This is a genomic window from Anabaena sp. PCC 7108 (assembly GCF_000332135.1).
GTDB lineage: Bacteria > Cyanobacteriota > Cyanobacteriia > Cyanobacteriales > Nostocaceae > Anabaena.
In genome coordinates this window covers 1,928,282-1,946,566 of sequence record NZ_KB235896.1, presented here as the reverse complement: position 1 = coordinate 1,946,566, position 18,285 = coordinate 1,928,282, and the positions used below count along the sequence as shown (strand labels likewise).

Sequence of the window (18,285 nt, the reverse complement as noted above, 5' to 3'; positions counted from 1 at the left end):
TACACACACTAATGAGGGCATAAATTATGGTAAAAACAGCAATTACACCTTTTCAAAAAAAACTGAGTTTACCTTTGATAAAGAAGAATATAAACGTTTTACAAATTAATCTTGGTAAACGTTGTAATCTAGCTTGTAATCATTGCCATGTAGAAGCTAGTCCTATTAGAAAAGAAGAACTTTCTCCAGAGATATGTCAACAACTAATTTCATTAATTCACAAATTCCCAGAAATTAAAATTGTTGATTTAACTGGTGGCGCACCAGAGATGAATTATGGTTTTAAGTCACTAGTAGAAGCTGCAAAATTAGCTGGTAAACAAGTTATTGTTCGTTCAAATTTGACAATTTACTTTGTTAATGGCTTTAGAGATTTACCAGAATATTTTGCTCAACACCAAGTTAGAATTGTCGCATCTTTACCCTGCTATTTAGCAGATAATGTTGATAGAATGCGCGGTAATGGTGTTTTTAATAGTTCAATCAAAGCTTTGCAATTGTTAAATCAAGTTGGTTATGGAAAAAATCCCAATTTAACTTTAGATTTGGTATACAATCCCCAGTTACCAAACAGTGAAAATTTTTCCTTAACTCCCGAACAAACAAATTTAGAACAGGCTTACAAAACCTTCTTACAACAACATTTTGATATAGGATTTAACAACCTCTTTACCATCACTAACTTACCTGTAGGTAGAACGAAATCACATTTAGAACGAAAAAATATCTACTCTAGCTATTTGCAGTTTTTAGAGTTGCAATTTAACCCAGATACAGTTAAAAAATTAATGTGTCTTGATCAACTTTCAGTTGATTATTTAGGGAATGTTTATGATTGCGACTTTAATCAAATGATGAATTTACCTGCAAAAACTAGAAATGGTGAAATCCTCACAATTAGCAAATTATTAGCAGCTAATAGTTTGGATTTAATAAGTGAAATACAAACTGCTGATTATTGCTATGGCTGTACTGCGGGTTGTGGTTCTAGCTGTAGCGGGGCTTTAGTTTAAATTAAAGTTTGGTAAATAAAAACTGTTTTTCTGTCATTCTATCTTAGGAGAAAAATAATCATGCAAGCAGTCTTAATGACAGCAGCGGGGAATCCCGAAGTTCTCCAATTACAAGAAGTTCCTAAACCCACACCGGGAAATACAGAACTTTTAGTCCGCTTAGTAGCCGCTGGGATTAATCCCTTAGATACCAAATTGCGGAAACGAGGTACATTTTACCCCGAACAAATGCCAGCTATATTAGGATGTGATGGTGCGGGTATCGTTGAAGCTATCGGTGCTAATGTCCAAAAATTTCAACCCGGAGATGAAGTATATTTTTGTTATGGCGGTTTAGGCGCACACCAAGGAAATTACGCCGAATATACCACTGTTGATGAAAGATTTGTTGCCTCTAAACCTAAATCAATTTCTTTTGCGGAAGCAGCAGCAGCACCTTTGGTTTTAATCACTGCTTGGGAGGGATTATATGAAAGAGGTAGACTCGAACCAGGAGACAAAGTTTTAATTCACGCTGGTGCTGGTGGCGTTGGTCATGTCGCTATTCAATTAGCTAAACTCAAAGGCGCAAATGTCGCTACTACCGTGAGTTCTCAAGAAAAAGCAGATTTGGTAACTCAACTCGGTGCTGACAAAGTAATCTTTTACAAAGAAACTGATTTTGTTCAAGCTACCTTAAATTGGACAAACGGCGAAGGTGTAGACTTAGCTTTTGATACTGTCGGTGGGGAAATTTTCGATAAAACTTTCCCCGCAGTGCGGACTTATGGCGATATTGTTACTATTCTCGAACCCAAAGCTAATACAGTTTGGAAAGTTGCAAGAAACAAAAATCTTCGCATTGGTTTTGAATTGATGTTAACACCAATGCTGTTAGGAAATATCGAAGCACTTCAACATCATGGTGAAATTCTCCAACAATGCGCCACTTGGATAGATGAAAATAAGTTAAAAATCCAAGTTAGCAATACATTTCCCCTCAAAGCAGCTGCAAATGCTCACCAATTATTGGAAAATGGCTCCATTACAGGTAAAGTTGTTCTACTAATTAACGATAACTAGAAAATTGCATAATCTATTTTTTAAACGCAGAGTTTCGCAGAGTTTAAACGCAGAGTTTCGCCAAGTTTCTCCGTGTTACTCTGCGCTTTTCTTTGTGTTACTCTGCGTTTTACTCTTTCTCCCTTTTCCGGCTTTCGCAGCACAACCAGAACGTATACCTTTAACTCTAGAGTTATTACAAGAACGAATTAAGAGTCCTATTTTAACAGCAGGTAATTTAACAATTGATTTGCGACAAATGGTAATTGATTTACGTCCAGAAAATGCTAATTTTCAGGCGGAATTCTATCAAACTTTACGAAAAGAACTGCAAAGAAATGGTGCGAAACCTTTGGGTTTAGATTTGAGTTATTCTTTAGTTCAGGGGGATTTTATTGGTACAGATTTGGGTTTAAGGACTCCGCTTTATTTTCAAGCCATAGCACCAATTTTCACTACTACTGAACAAGAACAATTAGAAAACTTACGTTTGGTATGTTTGCAATCTTTAGCAATTGCTTTTCCTAATTCTAAAGATTGCAAATCACTTTTAGATTATCAGTCAAATACTTCCAGTGAAATTTCTGTCTTTCGCGGTGCTTTGACTTTTGTAGAAACTCGATTTAATGGAGAGGTACAATTTCCTAATACTTTTTTTCTTCAATCTATAGATACTCAAGGGGCGAAGTTTCTCAAAGAGACTAACTGGAATGAAACCAGATTCAGCCGTCCAGTTAGTTTTAATTCTGCGATTTTTCATCAAGTCAGTAATTTTCAGGGAAGCATTTTTTTTGATAAGGCTAGTTTTAAGAAAGTGACTTTTAAAGAAGTTACTAATTTTCAAGGTAGTATTTTTGCTAAAAATGCCAGCTTTAATCAAGCCCAATTTCAGGAATTAGCTAAATTTAATAGTACTTATTGGCAAGAAATAGCTGATTTTTCGGATGCAATATTTACAAATCAAGCACAATTTAATAAATCTGATTTTTCTCAATTTCTTTTATTGAAAGAAGCTAATTTTCAACAATCTGTAACTTTTCGAGAAACAGAATTTAATGAATCTGTAGATTTGCAAGGTGCAAGTATTCTCAACCAAGCTGATTTTAGTGATACTAGATTTGCAGCAACCGCATTTTTAAATGTACCTGGCTTGATTTTTAATTCTAATCAAGCGAAAATATTGGGGAATCCTGGGGAAATTGGCAAAAAGTTTTGTGTACCTACATTACAAGGTAATCAAAATATTTTGCGAAATTTGGGACAAAATTTCCGTCAGCAGCAGCAAATTCCTGATGCAAATCAACTAGAATATACAAAACAACGACTAAAATTAATAGAATTAAGTCAACGTTTAGTAGCAACAAATATTAATAATGCTTCCGTTGTTAGTTTAATTAATCTCGGTTTTTCTCCCACCCAAGCCGAAGAAATTAAAGAACGTCGGTTAATAAAAATATTTCGTAATAATATTGAATTACTAACGTTAGCAAATATTGATGCAGAAACCTATCATAAACTAAGTGATCGCTTGGCTGCAAGTGAACCTATATCCCTAGGAGGATGGTTAATTCAAGCTGTTAACTGGTTGTTGTTGAGTGTACTGCTGTTATTAAGTGGCTATGGAACCAATCTTTGGTTAGTATTTGGCGTGGGAGGATTAGCTATCTCTTATTTTGGTTTATTATTTTGGTTAATAGACCGTTACCGTCGTCTGCGTCCTGTTCCCATCATTCCCACATCTTACGAAACAATTTCCATATTCACTAGCTTTAGCTGTTTAGCATTTTTTAGCTTCTTAGGAATATTTCATAATACTGAACAGCCTTGGCTGACTTTAGGTTGTCTATTTATTATTATAGTTCCCATTCCTGTCATTTTATTATGGCGACTTTATCAACAAGGACGTTATCACGATTTAATGAATACTTCCTACTTTACTGAAGATGGAACTTTACGACAATTAAGATTATTAATTGGACGTTTACCAGTCATTCCTAGAAATCCTACATTCCGCGAAAGATATATGCCTTTATTATGGAATCAGCGTTGGAATTGGCTTAATTACTATGATTTTAGTTTAAATAATCTAGTGCGGTTAGGATTTAACGACATTCGGTTAAGAGATGAACATTTACCCGGAATTATCGCTACACTGGCTTGGTATCAATGGAGTTTAGGTTTACTTTACATCACACTGGTTTTGTGGACTCTCTCCCGCACAATTCCCGGATTAAATTTGCTGCTTTATTTAAAGTAATTTTTTCATCAACAAGACGCAAAGACACGAAAAACCTTTGCGTCTTTGCGTGAGGCTTATTTTACCATCTGAAACTAAACTTTTGCTTCCAAAGATTTAAGCAATTCAGTATTAACACCAGATTCACGAGGTAACGAAATTTTACCTGTGCGGGCAATTTCCCTCAAACCAAACTTTTGCAGCACTTGCACAATTGCCACCATTTTACCAGGATCTCCCACGACTTCCAAAGTCAAAGAATCTTCCGCCACATCCACAACTCTAGCTCGAAAAATCTGAGATATTTCGATTACTTCTGAACGATTGCTGCTAGTAGCATTCACTTTCACAAGCATCAATTCCCTTTCTACACAAGGAGTTTCGGTAATATCCAGTACTTTGAGGACATTAACTAACTTGTATAATTGTTTAGTGAGTTGCTCAATTACGCGATCGTCACCAGGTACAACCATTGTAATTCGAGAAACACCTCCCTGTTCAGCCGGACCAACAGCAAGGCTTTCAATATTAAAGCCACGACGAGCAAATAAACTGGAAATACGGGAGAGAACCCCCGCTTCATCTTCTACAAGAACAGAAAGAGTATGTTTCATTTTCGCCAACAGAGGCTAGGGGAGCATGAGATTAACGCAGACCTGAGTTACTGACGGCTGCGCTAGACTTACTACCACAGTGAATTTTCGGTCTAATCCTTTACTATAATACACTTATTGCATCCTCAGATGATATTTGTCAAAGTATTTATTTAAGAAATATCTCGTAATTAGCAATACCTTGTCAATTTTCAGTAGGTTTGGTTAAGAGACAGCACAACCCAACGCATTTGTTTGGTTTCATGCTGATTGCTCCGCGTTCACGCAGTGTCCCGCAGGGATACGTTTACGTTCCACAACCCAACAGTCGCTACAAATCAAGGCTTTTTCCAATTTGGACAAGGTATTGAACTAGATTTGACAATTATGAAAACCGGACATAAACAGGACTTACGCAACTGGCACATTGTAGGGTGCGTCAGACTGCATAAATCCTGCAAATAAACAGATTGTTGATATCTGACGTGGTTGGTGAGCTTGCCGAACCACACCCTACAACAGATTTTTAGTGTGACACTTGCGTAAGTCCTAATAAAAAATAAACTGATTAGGAATATTTGTAAGTAAATATCCTTTTAGCGGTAGATGCTCATTTTTTTTCCAAAGTTTATACTTACTTTGATTTGACAAACCTTATCGCCAGGAGATAATTGTTTATGGGTTGGTTACAAAGACTTTTTGGGATGCAACAACCGGAAAATGCACAAGTCAATCCGACTCCCAAAGCAGTACCAGAAGGTGCGGATACTAATACTCAAACAGTTCCTCCAGAACGTCTAGGATTGAATGGAGAATATGACCAAAGCGGTTTAGCCAAACGGGTAGCATTGGCGTTTGACGAAGATCCCCAACTTGATGATGTTGATACCCTCTGGGTTGCTCAAACAAGCGGCACTGTGGTACTAAAAGGTAAAGTTCCTAGTCAGGATATTCTCAACAAGATGATTGCTGTAGCTCGTGCTGTAAATGGCAGCACATCTGTTGACACTAGTCAAGTAGAAATTAGCTAGTACTGCACTCAGCACTCAAAACTCAGCACTCAGAACTGTTTTTTTAATCCAATTCAAAATCACCTTGTTAACCTGTTCTGGTGATTCATCATGGGGGCAGTGACCAACATCTTCTAAATACAGTAGTTCTAATTTCTCGTTATACCGAGCAAATTCACTAGCCAAAACGGGGGGAACAAATTTATCTTTTTTCCCCCAAATTAATAGGATAGGAATTGTTAAGTTTGGTAATATTTTCTTGACACTGGGACTAAAGTTAATACCAATTGAAGCTTTAAAGAGAGCAATAAAAGCACGGGTAGAACCTCTGTCTTGAGGTGGTCCAGCGAGAATTTCTATGAGTTCATCGGTGATAGCTTCTGGGTTAGCATAAGCAAGACTAGCCCAGCGTCGCAGCACGCCTGGTCGCCGTACCAGATTAAAAAGTGGTTTCAAAATCACACCAGAAGCAACAATACCTTTTATTCCTCTGACGACTGGGTGCAAAAAAGCGGGAAGGAGTTCTTGTTCCAAAGTCGGATCTGGCAAACTCATAATTACCATACCCTGCACCATATCAGGATGGGCAGCAGCAGCAACTATAGAAATCAGTGAACCAGTAGAATTGCCTACCAATATTACTGGTTGACCTATAAATGCTTTCCAAAAGTCGTAAACCTGTTCTACCCAAAGTTCGACGCTGTAATTAGCTGGGACTTTTTCCGAAGCGCCAAAACCTAGCATATCTAGAGCGTACACTGTATGATATTCGCCTAACACCTCTAAATTATGTCGCCAATGACCAATGGAAGCACCGAAGCCATGCAGCAAAATTAATGGTATTTTGTTTTGATGATTTTGACGAGGACGAATGTAAGTATAGCGGATTTGCCAACCCCGCCAAACCCAGTCTCTTTGATTACCAACCCGCTGCTGCCAAGATAACGCAGTGGTCACAGATTCCTCCAACTCATGAGCTTGGAAACACTACCAATTTCAATTTTAGCAGCGGTGGTTATGCAAGATATATTACTGTTTGAGTCCAATGTAATATTATATGTTACAATTTTTTTGATAACCTGTTTATACATTTAGCCCAGAGATAAGAAATATTTGTTAATTGGTAAAATGTCAAAGTCTTTACCAAACGTGTAATGATATCTAAATATTAGCTGAAATTATATGATTTAGATTAACTATTGTAGGGTTAACAGCTAGTTAGTATTTTACTAGCAAAAGCTAACAGATGCTCACATTTAATCAAAATTTATCTCTACAGTTCGACACTTCGACAAGCTCAGTGACCACAGGCTCACTGACCACTCGTTGACAGAAAAAATTGAGACAGCACAGAGAAAAATGCTATTATTGATAAATATTTTAGGTGATAACCAAACCTAAATACTTAATAGTAGGGTGAGATACACCCAATCTTAAAGCCTGTGGACTAGACAGTGCCGACACTTTTAGGGTGAAGCAGGAAAAAAAGCTGGCTTTTGTTAGTATTAGTTAGCTTTTTGTATCGGAAATTATATCAAAGTGAGTAGAATGAGAAATATAAGTAGGTGAGCAGAAAAAAACCGTAGACACAGAGCGGCTTCTCGGAAAGTAATATGTAACAAAAAGTAAAGTTGCCCAAAACCTTTTCTCTGTTTTCCTTTCCCTATTCCCTGGTCATAACGACAATTTTTAACGCCAACCTACTTAACAGACAATCCAACTATTGTCTGGATTCGCTATCCTAGAGAATATAGACTCCTTGTTCAGTTGTGAGTCATTTGTGTATTTTGCCTGTCGGGGCATAACAACCAAAACTAAGTAAACCAAGACCAAGCCCAATCCTTAACTAAAAAGCTCCCAAAAATCATAATGCCTGTGATTGAGAAAAAAAGAACTCGCGATCTGCCCCAAATTAACGAACGGATTCGCTTCCCGAAAATTCGGGTCATTGACACTGATGGCGCACAACTGGGAATTATCACTCCACAGGAAGCGCTACAACTAGCAGAAGACAAAGAACTAGATCTGGTGCTACTCAGTGACAAAGCTGATCCGCCTGTATGTCGAATCATGGACTACGGTAAATATAAATTTGAGCAGGAGAAAAAAGCGCGGGAAGCCCGGAAGAAGCAGCACACGGCTGATGTCAAGGAAGTGAAGATGCGCTACAAAATAGAAGAACATGACTACAATGTGCGCGTTAAACAAGCAGAACGCTTCCTTAAAGATGGTGATAAAGTCAAAGCTACTGTGATGTTCCGGGGTCGAGAAATCCAACACAGTGATTTAGCAGAGGAGTTGCTTAAGCGAATGGCAACAGATTTAGAGCCATTTGGTGAACTACAGCAAGCCCCAAAGAAAGAAGGGCGAAATATGATGATGCTGATTTCTCCCAAAAAATAATCCTCTGAGCAAAATAGTTTTGAGCGCTGGGTATATCAGGTAATAATAGTGACTGTGTTTAAATCAGGTATATTGTTTTCAGACCCCAAACGCTCATTCAGATCAAGATTCTTGTAAATTTATCTAAAAATGATAGTCCTGACATCTGAGTGGGAAAGATAATACTCAGTTGTTCAGGATTTTTGTTATTCAGTTACTGTTATTCTAATTACTTAGCCATTGCGTTGTGATTACCCCAGAAATTAAAACTGCATGGAATTAAAAAATCACTGGTTAACTACCAATAAAGGCGTTTTGGCACGATTACTTAAGTGGGTGAATCTTCGACCAGAAGAAGTTGAACGCACTTGGATGATGTTTGCCTTCTATACAATTGTATCCGTGGGATTGAGGTGGGCTGAGGATAGCACTGTAGCCATGTTTTTAGATGAATATGGTGCTGGACAACTACCCTGGATTTATATTGCCAGTGCAGTCACAGGTGCGGGACTGGTAGTTTTATATTCTTGGTTACAAAAAGTTTTTCCCTTGCGTGCGGTGATTGTGGCGATCGCACCAGGGATGGTCATGCCCTTATTGTTATTAGTAGTATTACATCGGGGTATACATATTCCCTACGTGGCAGTAATTATCATCTTTCTCTTGAGGTTATGGGTAGATGCTTGTTATGTAGTCAATGACCTTAACACCTCTATTGTTGCCAATCAACTATTCAACATTCGTGAGATTAAACGCACTTACCCATTAGTCAGTAGTGGCATATTAGTAGCCGACGTAATTAGTGGGTTTAGTTTACCTTGGTTACTCAAATTCGCCAATTTAAATCAAGTCATTCTCATTGCTTGTATTGTTGTTCTTTTAGGTTCAGTAATTTTATTTTATTTAACTTATAAATATCCCACAGCATTTCCCCACACTCCCCAACGGCACATCACCGAAGAACAAGCCTCTCGACACCGCCGCCTAGAAACTCCCCTAAAACGCTACGTTTGGCAATTATTTGCTTTTTTTGCCCTGTTACAAGTCATTGGACTGTTAATAGATTTTCAGTATCTACGCGAACTCAATTCTAGTTTAGGTGAACAACAATTAGCCAGCTTTTTGGGTGTATTTGGTGGCATTGTCGGACTGTGTGAATTAGTGACTCAGTGGTTCATTTCTAGCCGACTGATTGAAAAAGTTGGTGTGTTTTTCACAGCGGCACTCTTACCAATTACTGTCGGCTTTTTATTACCAGGGGTAATTTCCCTTCTCAACTTATTTCCAGCCATTGAACAACCAGGATTTTTCTGGGGTTTAATCAGTCTCAAATTTTGCGATGAACTGCTGCGTTATACCTTTGTGATTAGTAGTGGTCCAGCACTTTATCAACCGATTCCTGAGCGGATTCGCAGCCGAATGCAGGCCTTATCCAGTGGTACAGCCGAAGCGATCGCCTCAGGTATAACAGGAGCAGTAATTTTTGGAACTATATTTATCTCCAAAAAATTCATTCCTGAACCACTACAAAAGTGGATATTAATCGGCGAAACCGTAATTGTAGCAGCGGCTTGTTTAAAAGTAGTGTGGGAATTGCGATCGCGCTATGTTGATGTATTAGTCTTAAGTGCAGAAAGAGGCGGATTAAGTGCTTCCACAGTTGGTTTACGTGCCTTCAAGCAAGGAATAGTCAAAGCTTTAGTAGAAACAGAAACAGGAACTACAGCCGATAAACGCTCTTGCTTGGAACTTTTAGTGCAAATCGATCTTCCCGGAGCAGGAGAAGTTTTAGCACCCCTGCTACTGAAGTTACCCCCAGATTTACAAGCGCAAAGCCTAGAAGTCATGCTCAAAGCAGGTGCAAGACCCCTGTACGTGCCTGAAGTCCGTCTATTGTTAGATCAACCCCAAGGAACAGTAGATCCAGAAGTATTTGCTTTGGCGATGCGTTACGTGTGGCTGGCTGAGGAAAATCCCAATTTAAGCCTTCTCGAAGAATATCTGCAACCGCGACACCATTCACTGATTCGCGCTACGGCTGCCGCCTTACTGTTGCGTCAGGGAACATCCATGCAACAGGCAGCAGCTACCACAACTATGCGCCGGATGCTCACCCACAAACTAGAACGAGAACGAGTAAATGGAGTCAGAGCGCTCAGAGAAGTGGTTTACCTACAAGCGCTACGGGTTCACCTCCCCAACTTATTGCAGGATGACTCATTACGAGTACGCTGTGCTGTCTTAGAAATGATTGCTGCCACTAATTTAGAGGAATACTATCCATCACTGCTGGCAGCACTTTACTACAAATCTACTCGCACTACAGCTATGCAGTGCTTGGTGAGTCTGGAAAATGAAGCCATTCCAATGCTATTAAAACTAGCTACAAATATTTACAAACCAGAAGTTGTGCGAATGTACGCTTGGCGGACAATTGCTCAAATCCCCACACCAGAAGCATTAGAAACTTTATGGCTACATTTGGAAATATCCTGGGGTACTACTAAAGACTATATCCTCCGCAGTTTACTGAAAATTCAGCAACAAGCAAAAAATACAAGTGTTGTAGATCGGTTTTATGAAAGTCGAGTTGAAGTTTTAGTTGAGCAAGAATTAAGATTGTTAGGTGAGATTTATGCAGCTTACCTAGACTTTCAAAATCTAGACTCTCTAGAATATTATCAAGGAAATGAGAGGATTTTGACTATTGGGCAGTTACTGCAACGCTCACTTCTAGAATTAGAGTTAGATGTCAAAGACCGATTGTTACTCTTATTGAAACTGCTTTACCCCGCAGAAAAAATGCAAGCCGCAGCTTTTCATCTTCAATCTCAATCGTTGGTGAATTTAGCACGAGGGTTAGAAATATTAGACCATACGGTGAGTTTGCCTTGCAAGTCTCTATTGCTCAACATTTTAGATCGACGACCACAACAAGAAAAGCTCAAGTATCTTGTCGATGCCGGGTTTTGGCAATATGAAAATATTTCAGTCAATGAACGGTTATGTAAGCTAATTAATCAGCGAAATCTTCTTTCTGATTGGTGTTTAGCTTGTTGTTTTCATTTTGCTCAAGCTGGTTATATTCGACTGACAACCACAGAAATTTTGGCAAATTTGCGCCATCCAACAGGTTTTGTTAGAGAAGCGGCAATTTCCTACTTGAGTGTAGTTTCCCAGCGAGTAATTCAAGAAATTCTCCCTCACTTGCAAACAGATCCACACCCACTTGTTATGGCTCAAGTGAAGGAGTTGATAGAGAAATATAATCAATCACCAAATTCAGAGGGAACAGGGAACGGGCAACAGGGAACAGGAAAAACTCATGTTTAAAAACATGAGATTGAAATAATGACACTGTTTTTTTCGTGTCACTCTCCTTGTAAAAATATCCTTTTTTTGACTGAGCTTTAAACTCAGAACTAAAGTTTCTTATCTGTTCCCTGTTAAGAGTTCCCTGTTCCCTTTTTTTGTAATTAATTAATTGTCAGGTTTTTCGCTTGAGCTTGTCCTTAGAGATATACTTATCATTAAGGCTAACATGGGTATAAGGAAAATTTTTTATCCGCAATTAGCCCAACTTGATATGAAACAAAGACACCAAAATTGGACTTAATTAAAGAATTGATTTACGGAAAATTTAACTTTTCTAGGGCAGTATTCAGAACAATGTATAGCCTCTTCCGTGAGAACAATATCTGGCTGTACAGCACACTTAAGATAATGGTTATTGGAAAAAAATTTACAGTTTTTACAAGGGACTTTCTGCAACCCATTAATAGTAAAAACTATCTTGTTGTCTAAATGAGAACGGGTTTTTTGCAAAATAACCAGAAAAATAGCCCAAATCAAGATAAAGCTCAAAGGACTTAAAGATATTGCTAAATCCGTGAGATTTACTCCATCCTGTTGTACCTGATCCTGTGGAATATCGCGGCGAAGTAACTGATTCGTAGTCGTATTTGCTAATACCTTTTGTTGCAATATCTGATCAATATGCATATTACTTACCTTGCTGTATATGATATTTCTAGTATTGAGTCAAATGCCTCAAGAGTATTCACAAGGTTTCAATTATAGGTTTAGCAAAATAAAATTTACGCTATCTCTGTCGATAGTTTTGCTTGTGATAGGATGAATGTATATCGAAAGGAATAATTTGGTAAACTGACTATTTTGCTTGGGATTTAAACTAATTTTGACATCATATGTAAAGTCTTCATACCTGCTCAGAGTCGTAACTTTCACCTGTACTTTTTGACCGTTTTTATTGATAATAGGTAAATCTAACAGAATTTTATGAATGGTGTGCTGTATTTATGACTTTACCTAACTGGATTACTTTCTCTCGTCTTCTGGGAATACCATTTTTACTTTACGGTTTATATAATCCCACAAGTGAAGCCAGGTGGATATGTTTAACAATATTTGTAATTGCCGCTTTAACCGATTGGTTAGATGGATATTTAGCCAGAAAACTTAACCAAATTAGCGAATTAGGAAAATTTCTTGATCCTTTAGTAGATAAATTGTTGGTGTTAGCACCATTATTAGTATTAGTGGAATTAGGAAAAATTCCTGCTTGGGGAGTATTTGTAATTTTAGCACGGGAAATAGCGATCGCAGGTTGGCGAGTCAATCAAACAACTATCACTGGTGCAAATATTTGGGGAAAACTGAAAACAGTTAGTCAAATAGTGGCCATATCCCTACTCATTGCACCTTTATCACCAGTTTGGCAAAAGCCAGCTTTAATTGCCTTCTGGGTATCTGTCTTTTTTACCGTCATATCAGGTGTAATTTATCTGATACCTGCAAATAATCAACTAGATGACGCGGGGACGCGGGGACACGGGGACGCGGGGACACGGGGACGCGGAGACACGGTGATGGGGAAGAAGAGGACGCGGTGACGCGGTGATGGGGAGACGCGGTGAGAAAGAGAGATTGTCTTCTTTTCCCATATCTCCGTGTTCCCATATCTCCGTGTTCCCTGTTTACGAATTACGAATTACGAATTACGAATTACGAATTACGAATTACGAATTACGAATTACGAATTACGAATTACGAATTACGAATTACGAATTACGAATTACGAATTACGAATTACGAATTACGAATTACGAATTACGAATTACGAATTACGAATTACGAATTACGAATTACGAATTACGAATTACGAATTACGAATTACGAATTACGAATTACGAATTACGAATTACGAATTACGAATTACGAATTACGAATTACGAATTACGAATTAGTTAAAATCTCTTCATCTACAGAAAAATCTAGCTCTAATTTATCCCGCCCAGAGAGAAAATAATCATTTTCCAAAGAATCTTTCAGCCCAGAAATTAAATCATATTGAGGTTGCCAGTCTAATTCTATTTGCGCTTTAGTTACCGATGCAAAAAAGTGTTGTACTCGCATGGGAAAAGCTTTTCGTTTACCGAAATCAAACTTTTTCGGGTCATAATGGACAATTTTCAGATCATCTGCTGATTTACCAGCAGCCACAGCACAAGCACGAGCTAAACCATCAAAAGTCACAAAGCGATCGCCAGAGATATTATAAATCTTCTGGATAGCATTTTCGTTACCGATGACCTGAGTCATGGCTTGGGCTAAATCCTTGACATGGCCTAGCTGAGTGATATGCATTCCATTACCGGGAATAGGAATCGGGCGATCGCGGACAATTCTATCAAAAAACCAGCCTTCCAACTCGTTATAGTTCTTCGGTCCGTAAATATAAGTGGGACGAATAGAAGTAAAAGGAATTCCCGATTGTTGCAAGTAAGCTTCCGTTTCATGCTTACCCTTGTGACGACTCTTAGGATCGACAGCATCACCCTCTAGATGAGGCATTTGGTCAGATTTAAGATATACTCCAGCAGAACTCATATAGACAAAATGTTGAACTCGTCCTTGAAAAATTTCTGCCAGTGGCTGAGTATCTGCCAGTTCCCGACCGTTATTATCAAAAATCACATCAAAATTTTCTGGTGATAACTTAGCTTTTAATTGGCTAGAGTCAGTGCGATCGCCTATAATTTGTCCTACTCCCATTGGTGCTGGAGAATTACCACGATTAAAAAACACCACCTCATGTCCAGTTTCCAGCAATAGCTGAGTCAGATACACACCAATAAACCGAGTACCACCAATAATCAGAATTCGCATAAAACCCCAATTCCTATGTCAGTTATTTTCTTTCATCACCCTCGTCTTTGAGGTTATCAGGTTGCAGCATCATCTTGGAACATCTTTGCTAGGATTGCATCTTCTGTTTAATCAAGAACCATCGGCTTCCTCATCAAATCGAAATTGAAAACTCAATAGCTTCTACCCCTGCCCCTTGCCCCCTACATTAACAGTGTCCTTGAAATATGCTCTTATTCATGAGTGGCTGACACCTAAAGCCACAGGTGGTTCAGAACTCGTTGTCCAGGAAATTTTAAATCACATTGAAGCTGATTTGTATGCGCTCATAGATTTTGAATCCAGTAATCCTGAAAGTTATTTATACAAACATCAGATTGGGACAACATTTCTCCAACACTTCCCATTAGCCCAAAAAGGTATACAAAAGTATTTGCCTTTGTTACCATTAGCCATCGAACAATTAGATTTGCGGCAGTATGACGTAATTCTGTCTTCATCTCATGCAGTCGCCAAAGGAATCCTCACTACTCCTGACCAATTACACATCTGTTATTGTCATAGCCCAATGCGCTATGCTTGGGACTTGACTTTTGATTATCTAGACCAGAGCAAACTAGGAAAAGGCTGGATTGGATGGATGACAAGATATCTCTTGCATAGTTTGCGTCAATGGGATGTATTGAGTGCCAACCGTGTTGATTACTTCATTGCCAACTCACAGCATACAGCTAGGCGGATTTGGCGTTGCTATCGGCGAGAAGCAGAAGTCATTTACCCACCTGTAAATATCGAAAATTGTCCTTTTTTAGCTGACAAAGAGGATTTTTATCTGATCGTTTCCCGATTAGTGAGTTATAAACAAGTATCCTTGATTGTTCAAGCTTTTAATCAACTAAAACGACCATTGGTGGTGATTGGCACAGGCCCCGAAATGAAAAAGCTGCGTGAGATAGCAAATCCTCATATCCAAATACTGGGATGGCAACCCGATGATATAGTCAAAAAATACATGGCTCGTGCTAAAGCATTTGTGTATGCAGCTTGTGAAGATTTTGGCATTGCCCTAGTTGAGGCTCAAGCTTGTGGAACTCCGGTCATTGCGTATGGTGCCGGAGGTGCTTTAGAGACTGTACAAGATATTCGTACCTGTGTAGACACAGGTACAGGTATCTTTTTCAGATCACAAACAGTAGCAGCTTTAGTGGAGGCAGTAGAAAAGTTTGAAGTCTATCAGGATCTTTTTAATTATGAGTATATACGATTACACTCTACCCAGTTTTCTAGACAAGTCTTCGCAGAGCGCTATCTAGATTTTTTGTATCAATGTCAAGAAAAAAGACCCTCTTGAGATTAAATAGTCTACATTTCTGTATTTCTTTTCTAGGCTTTTGGGAATTTTTACCCAGAATCACTGCCTTTTAGCTTTAAGATCGGGACTATGTGTGGTGTGGATTATTAAGGAGTATGATGACTGCCCAGAGCTCACTCCTCTCCGGCAAGCGATACCCACGTAAAGATGCCAATGCTTCGACGCATACTTTAGCAAAACGTGGTAAAAAAACTAAACCGCCAAAGGTACAACCTAGAGGTTTGTCTTTTCAGGGTTTAAACGGAGAGTTTGCCAAACGACTGTTTGATATTGTGTTTTCACTGTCGGTCTTGATCTTGTTTTTCCCCCTTTACATAATTTTGGCCTTACTGATTGCTGTCAGTTCAGAAGGTCCGATTTTTTATGTTCAAGAAAGAGTTGGTAAAAACTATCGCCGATTTAATTGTATTAAATTCCGCACGATGGTCAGCAATGCAGACGAAATTCTCGTCCAAATGATGGAAACATCCCCAGAGTTGCGTCAAGAATTTTCCAGTACTTTTAAGCTCAAAAAAGACCCCCGGATTACCAAAATTGGTCATTTCTTGCGAATTACCAGCTTGGACGAATTTCCCCAGTTTTGGAACGTTTTAACGGGGGATATGAGTGTTGTTGGTCCCCGCCCCTTAGTAGCGGAAGAATTACCAAAATATGGTTGTCATATTGATCAGATTTTAATCATCCGTCCGGGAATTACTGGATTATGGCAGGTGTCTGGACGTAATGATATTCCTTACCCCCGGAGAGTCCAAATAGATCTGCACTATGTCAAGTTTAGGAATTTTTGGCTAGATTTATGGATCATCTTAAAAACCATTGATGTTGTCATAATGCCCAAAAATAACGGAGCATACTAGGAAAAGACTCATAGCTTATCTGGGGGCGTGAGTTGCTCTACAGATAAGCTGTTCTGCTTATTATCACAAGTCGGTTTTACTTGATTTTTAATTTATATTGTTTCTATTTAAAGACTTATAATTAGGGCTGACACAAAGATGGGAAGACTTTTTTGATCAATGAACAAAAATGAATGTTACTCAAACCTTCTACATCTGGCCTGATTCTAACGATAAATATTCACCCTCACTTACTTACCACCTTTTGCACAAGCTTCACAAAAACCAATAATCAATAAAATTTTGATAAAGATTTGCATAAATATAAATTTATACCAATAATTTTGATTTACATAAAAATTATCTAAACTTGTTAAAATACTTTGAATAAAGTATAATAGGTTACATTTGCCATGAGATATCAACTCAGACTTTTAGGTTTATTATTAGACAATTTTAGCCATTAGCTGTTACTTTATCTCAGATGGACTGTAACTTTCCTATCTTCAATAACATTTACAACAAAAAGGGGTAATTGGGTATGATGCAACCAAAGCGAGCGTTGATTACTGGTATCACTGGTCAAGATGGTTCTTACCTAAGTGAGTTTTTACTAGAACAAGGCTATGAAGTTCACGGTATTATTCGTCGCACTTCCACCTTTAATACAGACCGCATTGATCATATTTATGAAGATCCTCATAAAGAAGGGGTAAAGTTATTACTTCACTATGGTGACTTGACAGACGGTACTACCTTGCGCCGGATTTTAGAAGAAGTCAAGCCTACAGAAATTTATAATTTGGGCGCTCAATCTCACGTTAGAGTCAGCTTTGATTCACCAGAATACACAGTAGATGCAGTAGGGATGGGAACCCTACGTTTATTAGAAGCTATCCGTGACTATCAACAACGCACAGGAATTCAAGTCAGATTCTACCAAGCCGGTTCTTCGGAAATGTATGGTTTAGTCCAAGCCGTACCACAAAGTGAGACAACTCCCTTTTATCCCCGCAGTCCCTATGCTTGTGCTAAAGTTTATGCCCACTGGCAAACAGTGAATTATCGTGAATCTTACGACTTATTTGCCTGCAATGGAATTCTGTTTAACCATGAATCACCACGTCGAGGTGAAACCTTTGTGACTCGGAAAATCACTAGAGCTGTCGCTCGCATCTTTGCTGGTAAACAGAAAAATATTTATATGGGCAATTTAGATGCCAAGCGAGACTGGGGTTATGCCAAAGATTATGTAAAAGCAATGTGGTTGATGTTGCAGCAAGACAAGCCAGATGATTACGTGATTGCGACTGGGGAAACTCACTCTGTCAAAGAGTTTTTGGAATTGGCATTTGGTTATGTGGATCTCAAATGGGAAGATTATGTCGAGTTTGACGAGCGTTATCTGCGCCCATCTGAAGTGGATTTGTTAATTGGTGACCCTACTAAAGCGCAGCAAATATTAGGTTGGAAACCTTCAGTAACGTTTAAAGAACTTGTAGCTTTGATGGTAGAAGGTGACTTACAAGCGTTAGGTTGCAAGTCTCCCAATGGTAATGGTTCACAACACCCCCGTGATATTGCTACTATTCGTCAGGAACTAGGCACTCTCCACTTTTGATTCAAACTTTGCC

The 18,285-nt window shown here is 38.6% G+C and carries 14 protein-coding genes; 10 read left to right on the top strand and 4 right to left on the bottom strand.

What is annotated here, in order from left to right; genetic code table 11:
- The first annotated feature begins 26 nt into the window (after positions 1–26).
- The 3 genes from arsS to ANA7108_RS0109630 all read left to right on the top strand — a co-directional run bounded on the left by arsS (position 27) and on the right by ANA7108_RS0109630 (position 4,311).
- Complete coding sequence (gene arsS, locus ANA7108_RS0109640) at positions 27–1,013, top strand: arsenosugar biosynthesis radical SAM (seleno)protein ArsS (RefSeq protein ID WP_016950578.1); 987 nt, start codon at positions 27–29, stop codon at positions 1,011–1,013.
- Positions 1,014–1,073: 60 nt separating this feature from the next.
- Positions 1,074–2,075: a zinc-dependent alcohol dehydrogenase family protein gene (locus ANA7108_RS0109635; protein ID WP_016950577.1), complete on the top strand. Its 1,002-nt coding sequence runs from the start codon at positions 1,074–1,076 to the stop codon at positions 2,073–2,075.
- 94 nt (positions 2,076–2,169) lie between these two features.
- The gene (locus tag ANA7108_RS0109630; RefSeq protein ID WP_016950576.1) at positions 2,170–4,311 is read left to right on the top strand and encodes a pentapeptide repeat-containing protein; all 2,142 of its coding nucleotides are present in this window, start codon (positions 2,170–2,172) and stop codon (positions 4,309–4,311) included.
- A 74-nt stretch (positions 4,312–4,385) separates the two neighbouring features.
- Here ANA7108_RS0109630 and ilvN read toward each other — a convergent pair whose 3' ends face one another.
- Complete coding sequence (gene ilvN / locus ANA7108_RS0109625; RefSeq protein WP_016950575.1) at positions 4,386–4,904, bottom strand: acetolactate synthase small subunit; 519 nt, start codon at positions 4,902–4,904, stop codon at positions 4,386–4,388.
- A 656-nt stretch (positions 4,905–5,560) separates the two neighbouring features.
- Between ilvN and ANA7108_RS0109620 the strand changes: the two genes are divergently transcribed.
- Entirely contained in the window at positions 5,561–5,914 is a 354-nt protein-coding gene (locus ANA7108_RS0109620; RefSeq protein WP_016950574.1) for a BON domain-containing protein, read from the top strand.
- A 15-nt stretch (positions 5,915–5,929) separates the two neighbouring features.
- Here the strand turns inward: ANA7108_RS0109620 and ANA7108_RS0109615 are convergent, their stop codons facing one another.
- Positions 5,930–6,850 carry an alpha/beta fold hydrolase gene (locus ANA7108_RS0109615; protein ID WP_016950573.1) on the bottom strand — a complete coding sequence of 307 codons (921 nt, stop codon included), beginning with the start codon at positions 6,848–6,850 and terminating at the stop codon, positions 5,930–5,932.
- Positions 6,851–7,762: 912 nt separating this feature from the next.
- Between ANA7108_RS0109615 and infC the strand changes: the two genes are divergently transcribed.
- Positions 7,763–8,296, top strand: coding sequence for a translation initiation factor IF-3 (gene infC / locus ANA7108_RS0109610; RefSeq protein WP_016950572.1), 534 nt, complete (start codon positions 7,763–7,765; stop codon positions 8,294–8,296).
- 252 nt (positions 8,297–8,548) lie between these two features.
- Positions 8,549–11,608: a hypothetical protein gene (locus ANA7108_RS0109605; protein ID WP_016950571.1), complete on the top strand. Its 3,060-nt coding sequence runs from the start codon at positions 8,549–8,551 to the stop codon at positions 11,606–11,608.
- Between the two features lie 279 nt (positions 11,609–11,887).
- Here ANA7108_RS0109605 and ANA7108_RS0109600 read toward each other — a convergent pair whose 3' ends face one another.
- A complete protein-coding gene (locus ANA7108_RS0109600; RefSeq protein ID WP_016950570.1) occupies positions 11,888–12,277 on the bottom strand; it encodes a hypothetical protein in 390 nt (129 codons plus the stop codon).
- Positions 12,278–12,594: 317 nt separating this feature from the next.
- Between ANA7108_RS0109600 and pgsA the strand changes: the two genes are divergently transcribed.
- Positions 12,595–13,188, top strand: coding sequence for a CDP-diacylglycerol--glycerol-3-phosphate 3-phosphatidyltransferase (gene pgsA, locus ANA7108_RS0109595; protein WP_016950569.1), 594 nt, complete (start codon positions 12,595–12,597; stop codon positions 13,186–13,188).
- Between the two features lie 343 nt (positions 13,189–13,531).
- On the opposite strand, the gene ANA7108_RS0109590 is transcribed toward pgsA, so the two are convergent.
- Positions 13,532–14,464, bottom strand: coding sequence for an NAD-dependent epimerase/dehydratase family protein (locus tag ANA7108_RS0109590; RefSeq protein WP_016950568.1), 933 nt, complete (start codon positions 14,462–14,464; stop codon positions 13,532–13,534).
- A 193-nt stretch (positions 14,465–14,657) separates the two neighbouring features.
- Between ANA7108_RS0109590 and ANA7108_RS0109585 the strand changes: the two genes are divergently transcribed.
- The 3 genes from ANA7108_RS0109585 to gmd all read left to right on the top strand — a co-directional run bounded on the left by ANA7108_RS0109585 (position 14,658) and on the right by gmd (position 18,272).
- Positions 14,658–15,794: a glycosyltransferase gene (locus ANA7108_RS0109585; RefSeq protein ID WP_026104080.1), complete on the top strand. Its 1,137-nt coding sequence runs from the start codon at positions 14,658–14,660 to the stop codon at positions 15,792–15,794.
- A gap of 119 nt (positions 15,795–15,913) precedes the next feature.
- Entirely contained in the window at positions 15,914–16,672 is a 759-nt protein-coding gene (locus ANA7108_RS0109580) for a sugar transferase (protein WP_016950566.1), read from the top strand.
- A 520-nt stretch (positions 16,673–17,192) separates the two neighbouring features.
- A complete protein-coding gene (gmd, locus tag ANA7108_RS0109575; RefSeq protein ID WP_026104079.1) occupies positions 17,193–18,272 on the top strand; it encodes a GDP-mannose 4,6-dehydratase in 1,080 nt (359 codons plus the stop codon).
- The last annotated feature ends 13 nt before the right edge of the window (positions 18,273–18,285 follow it).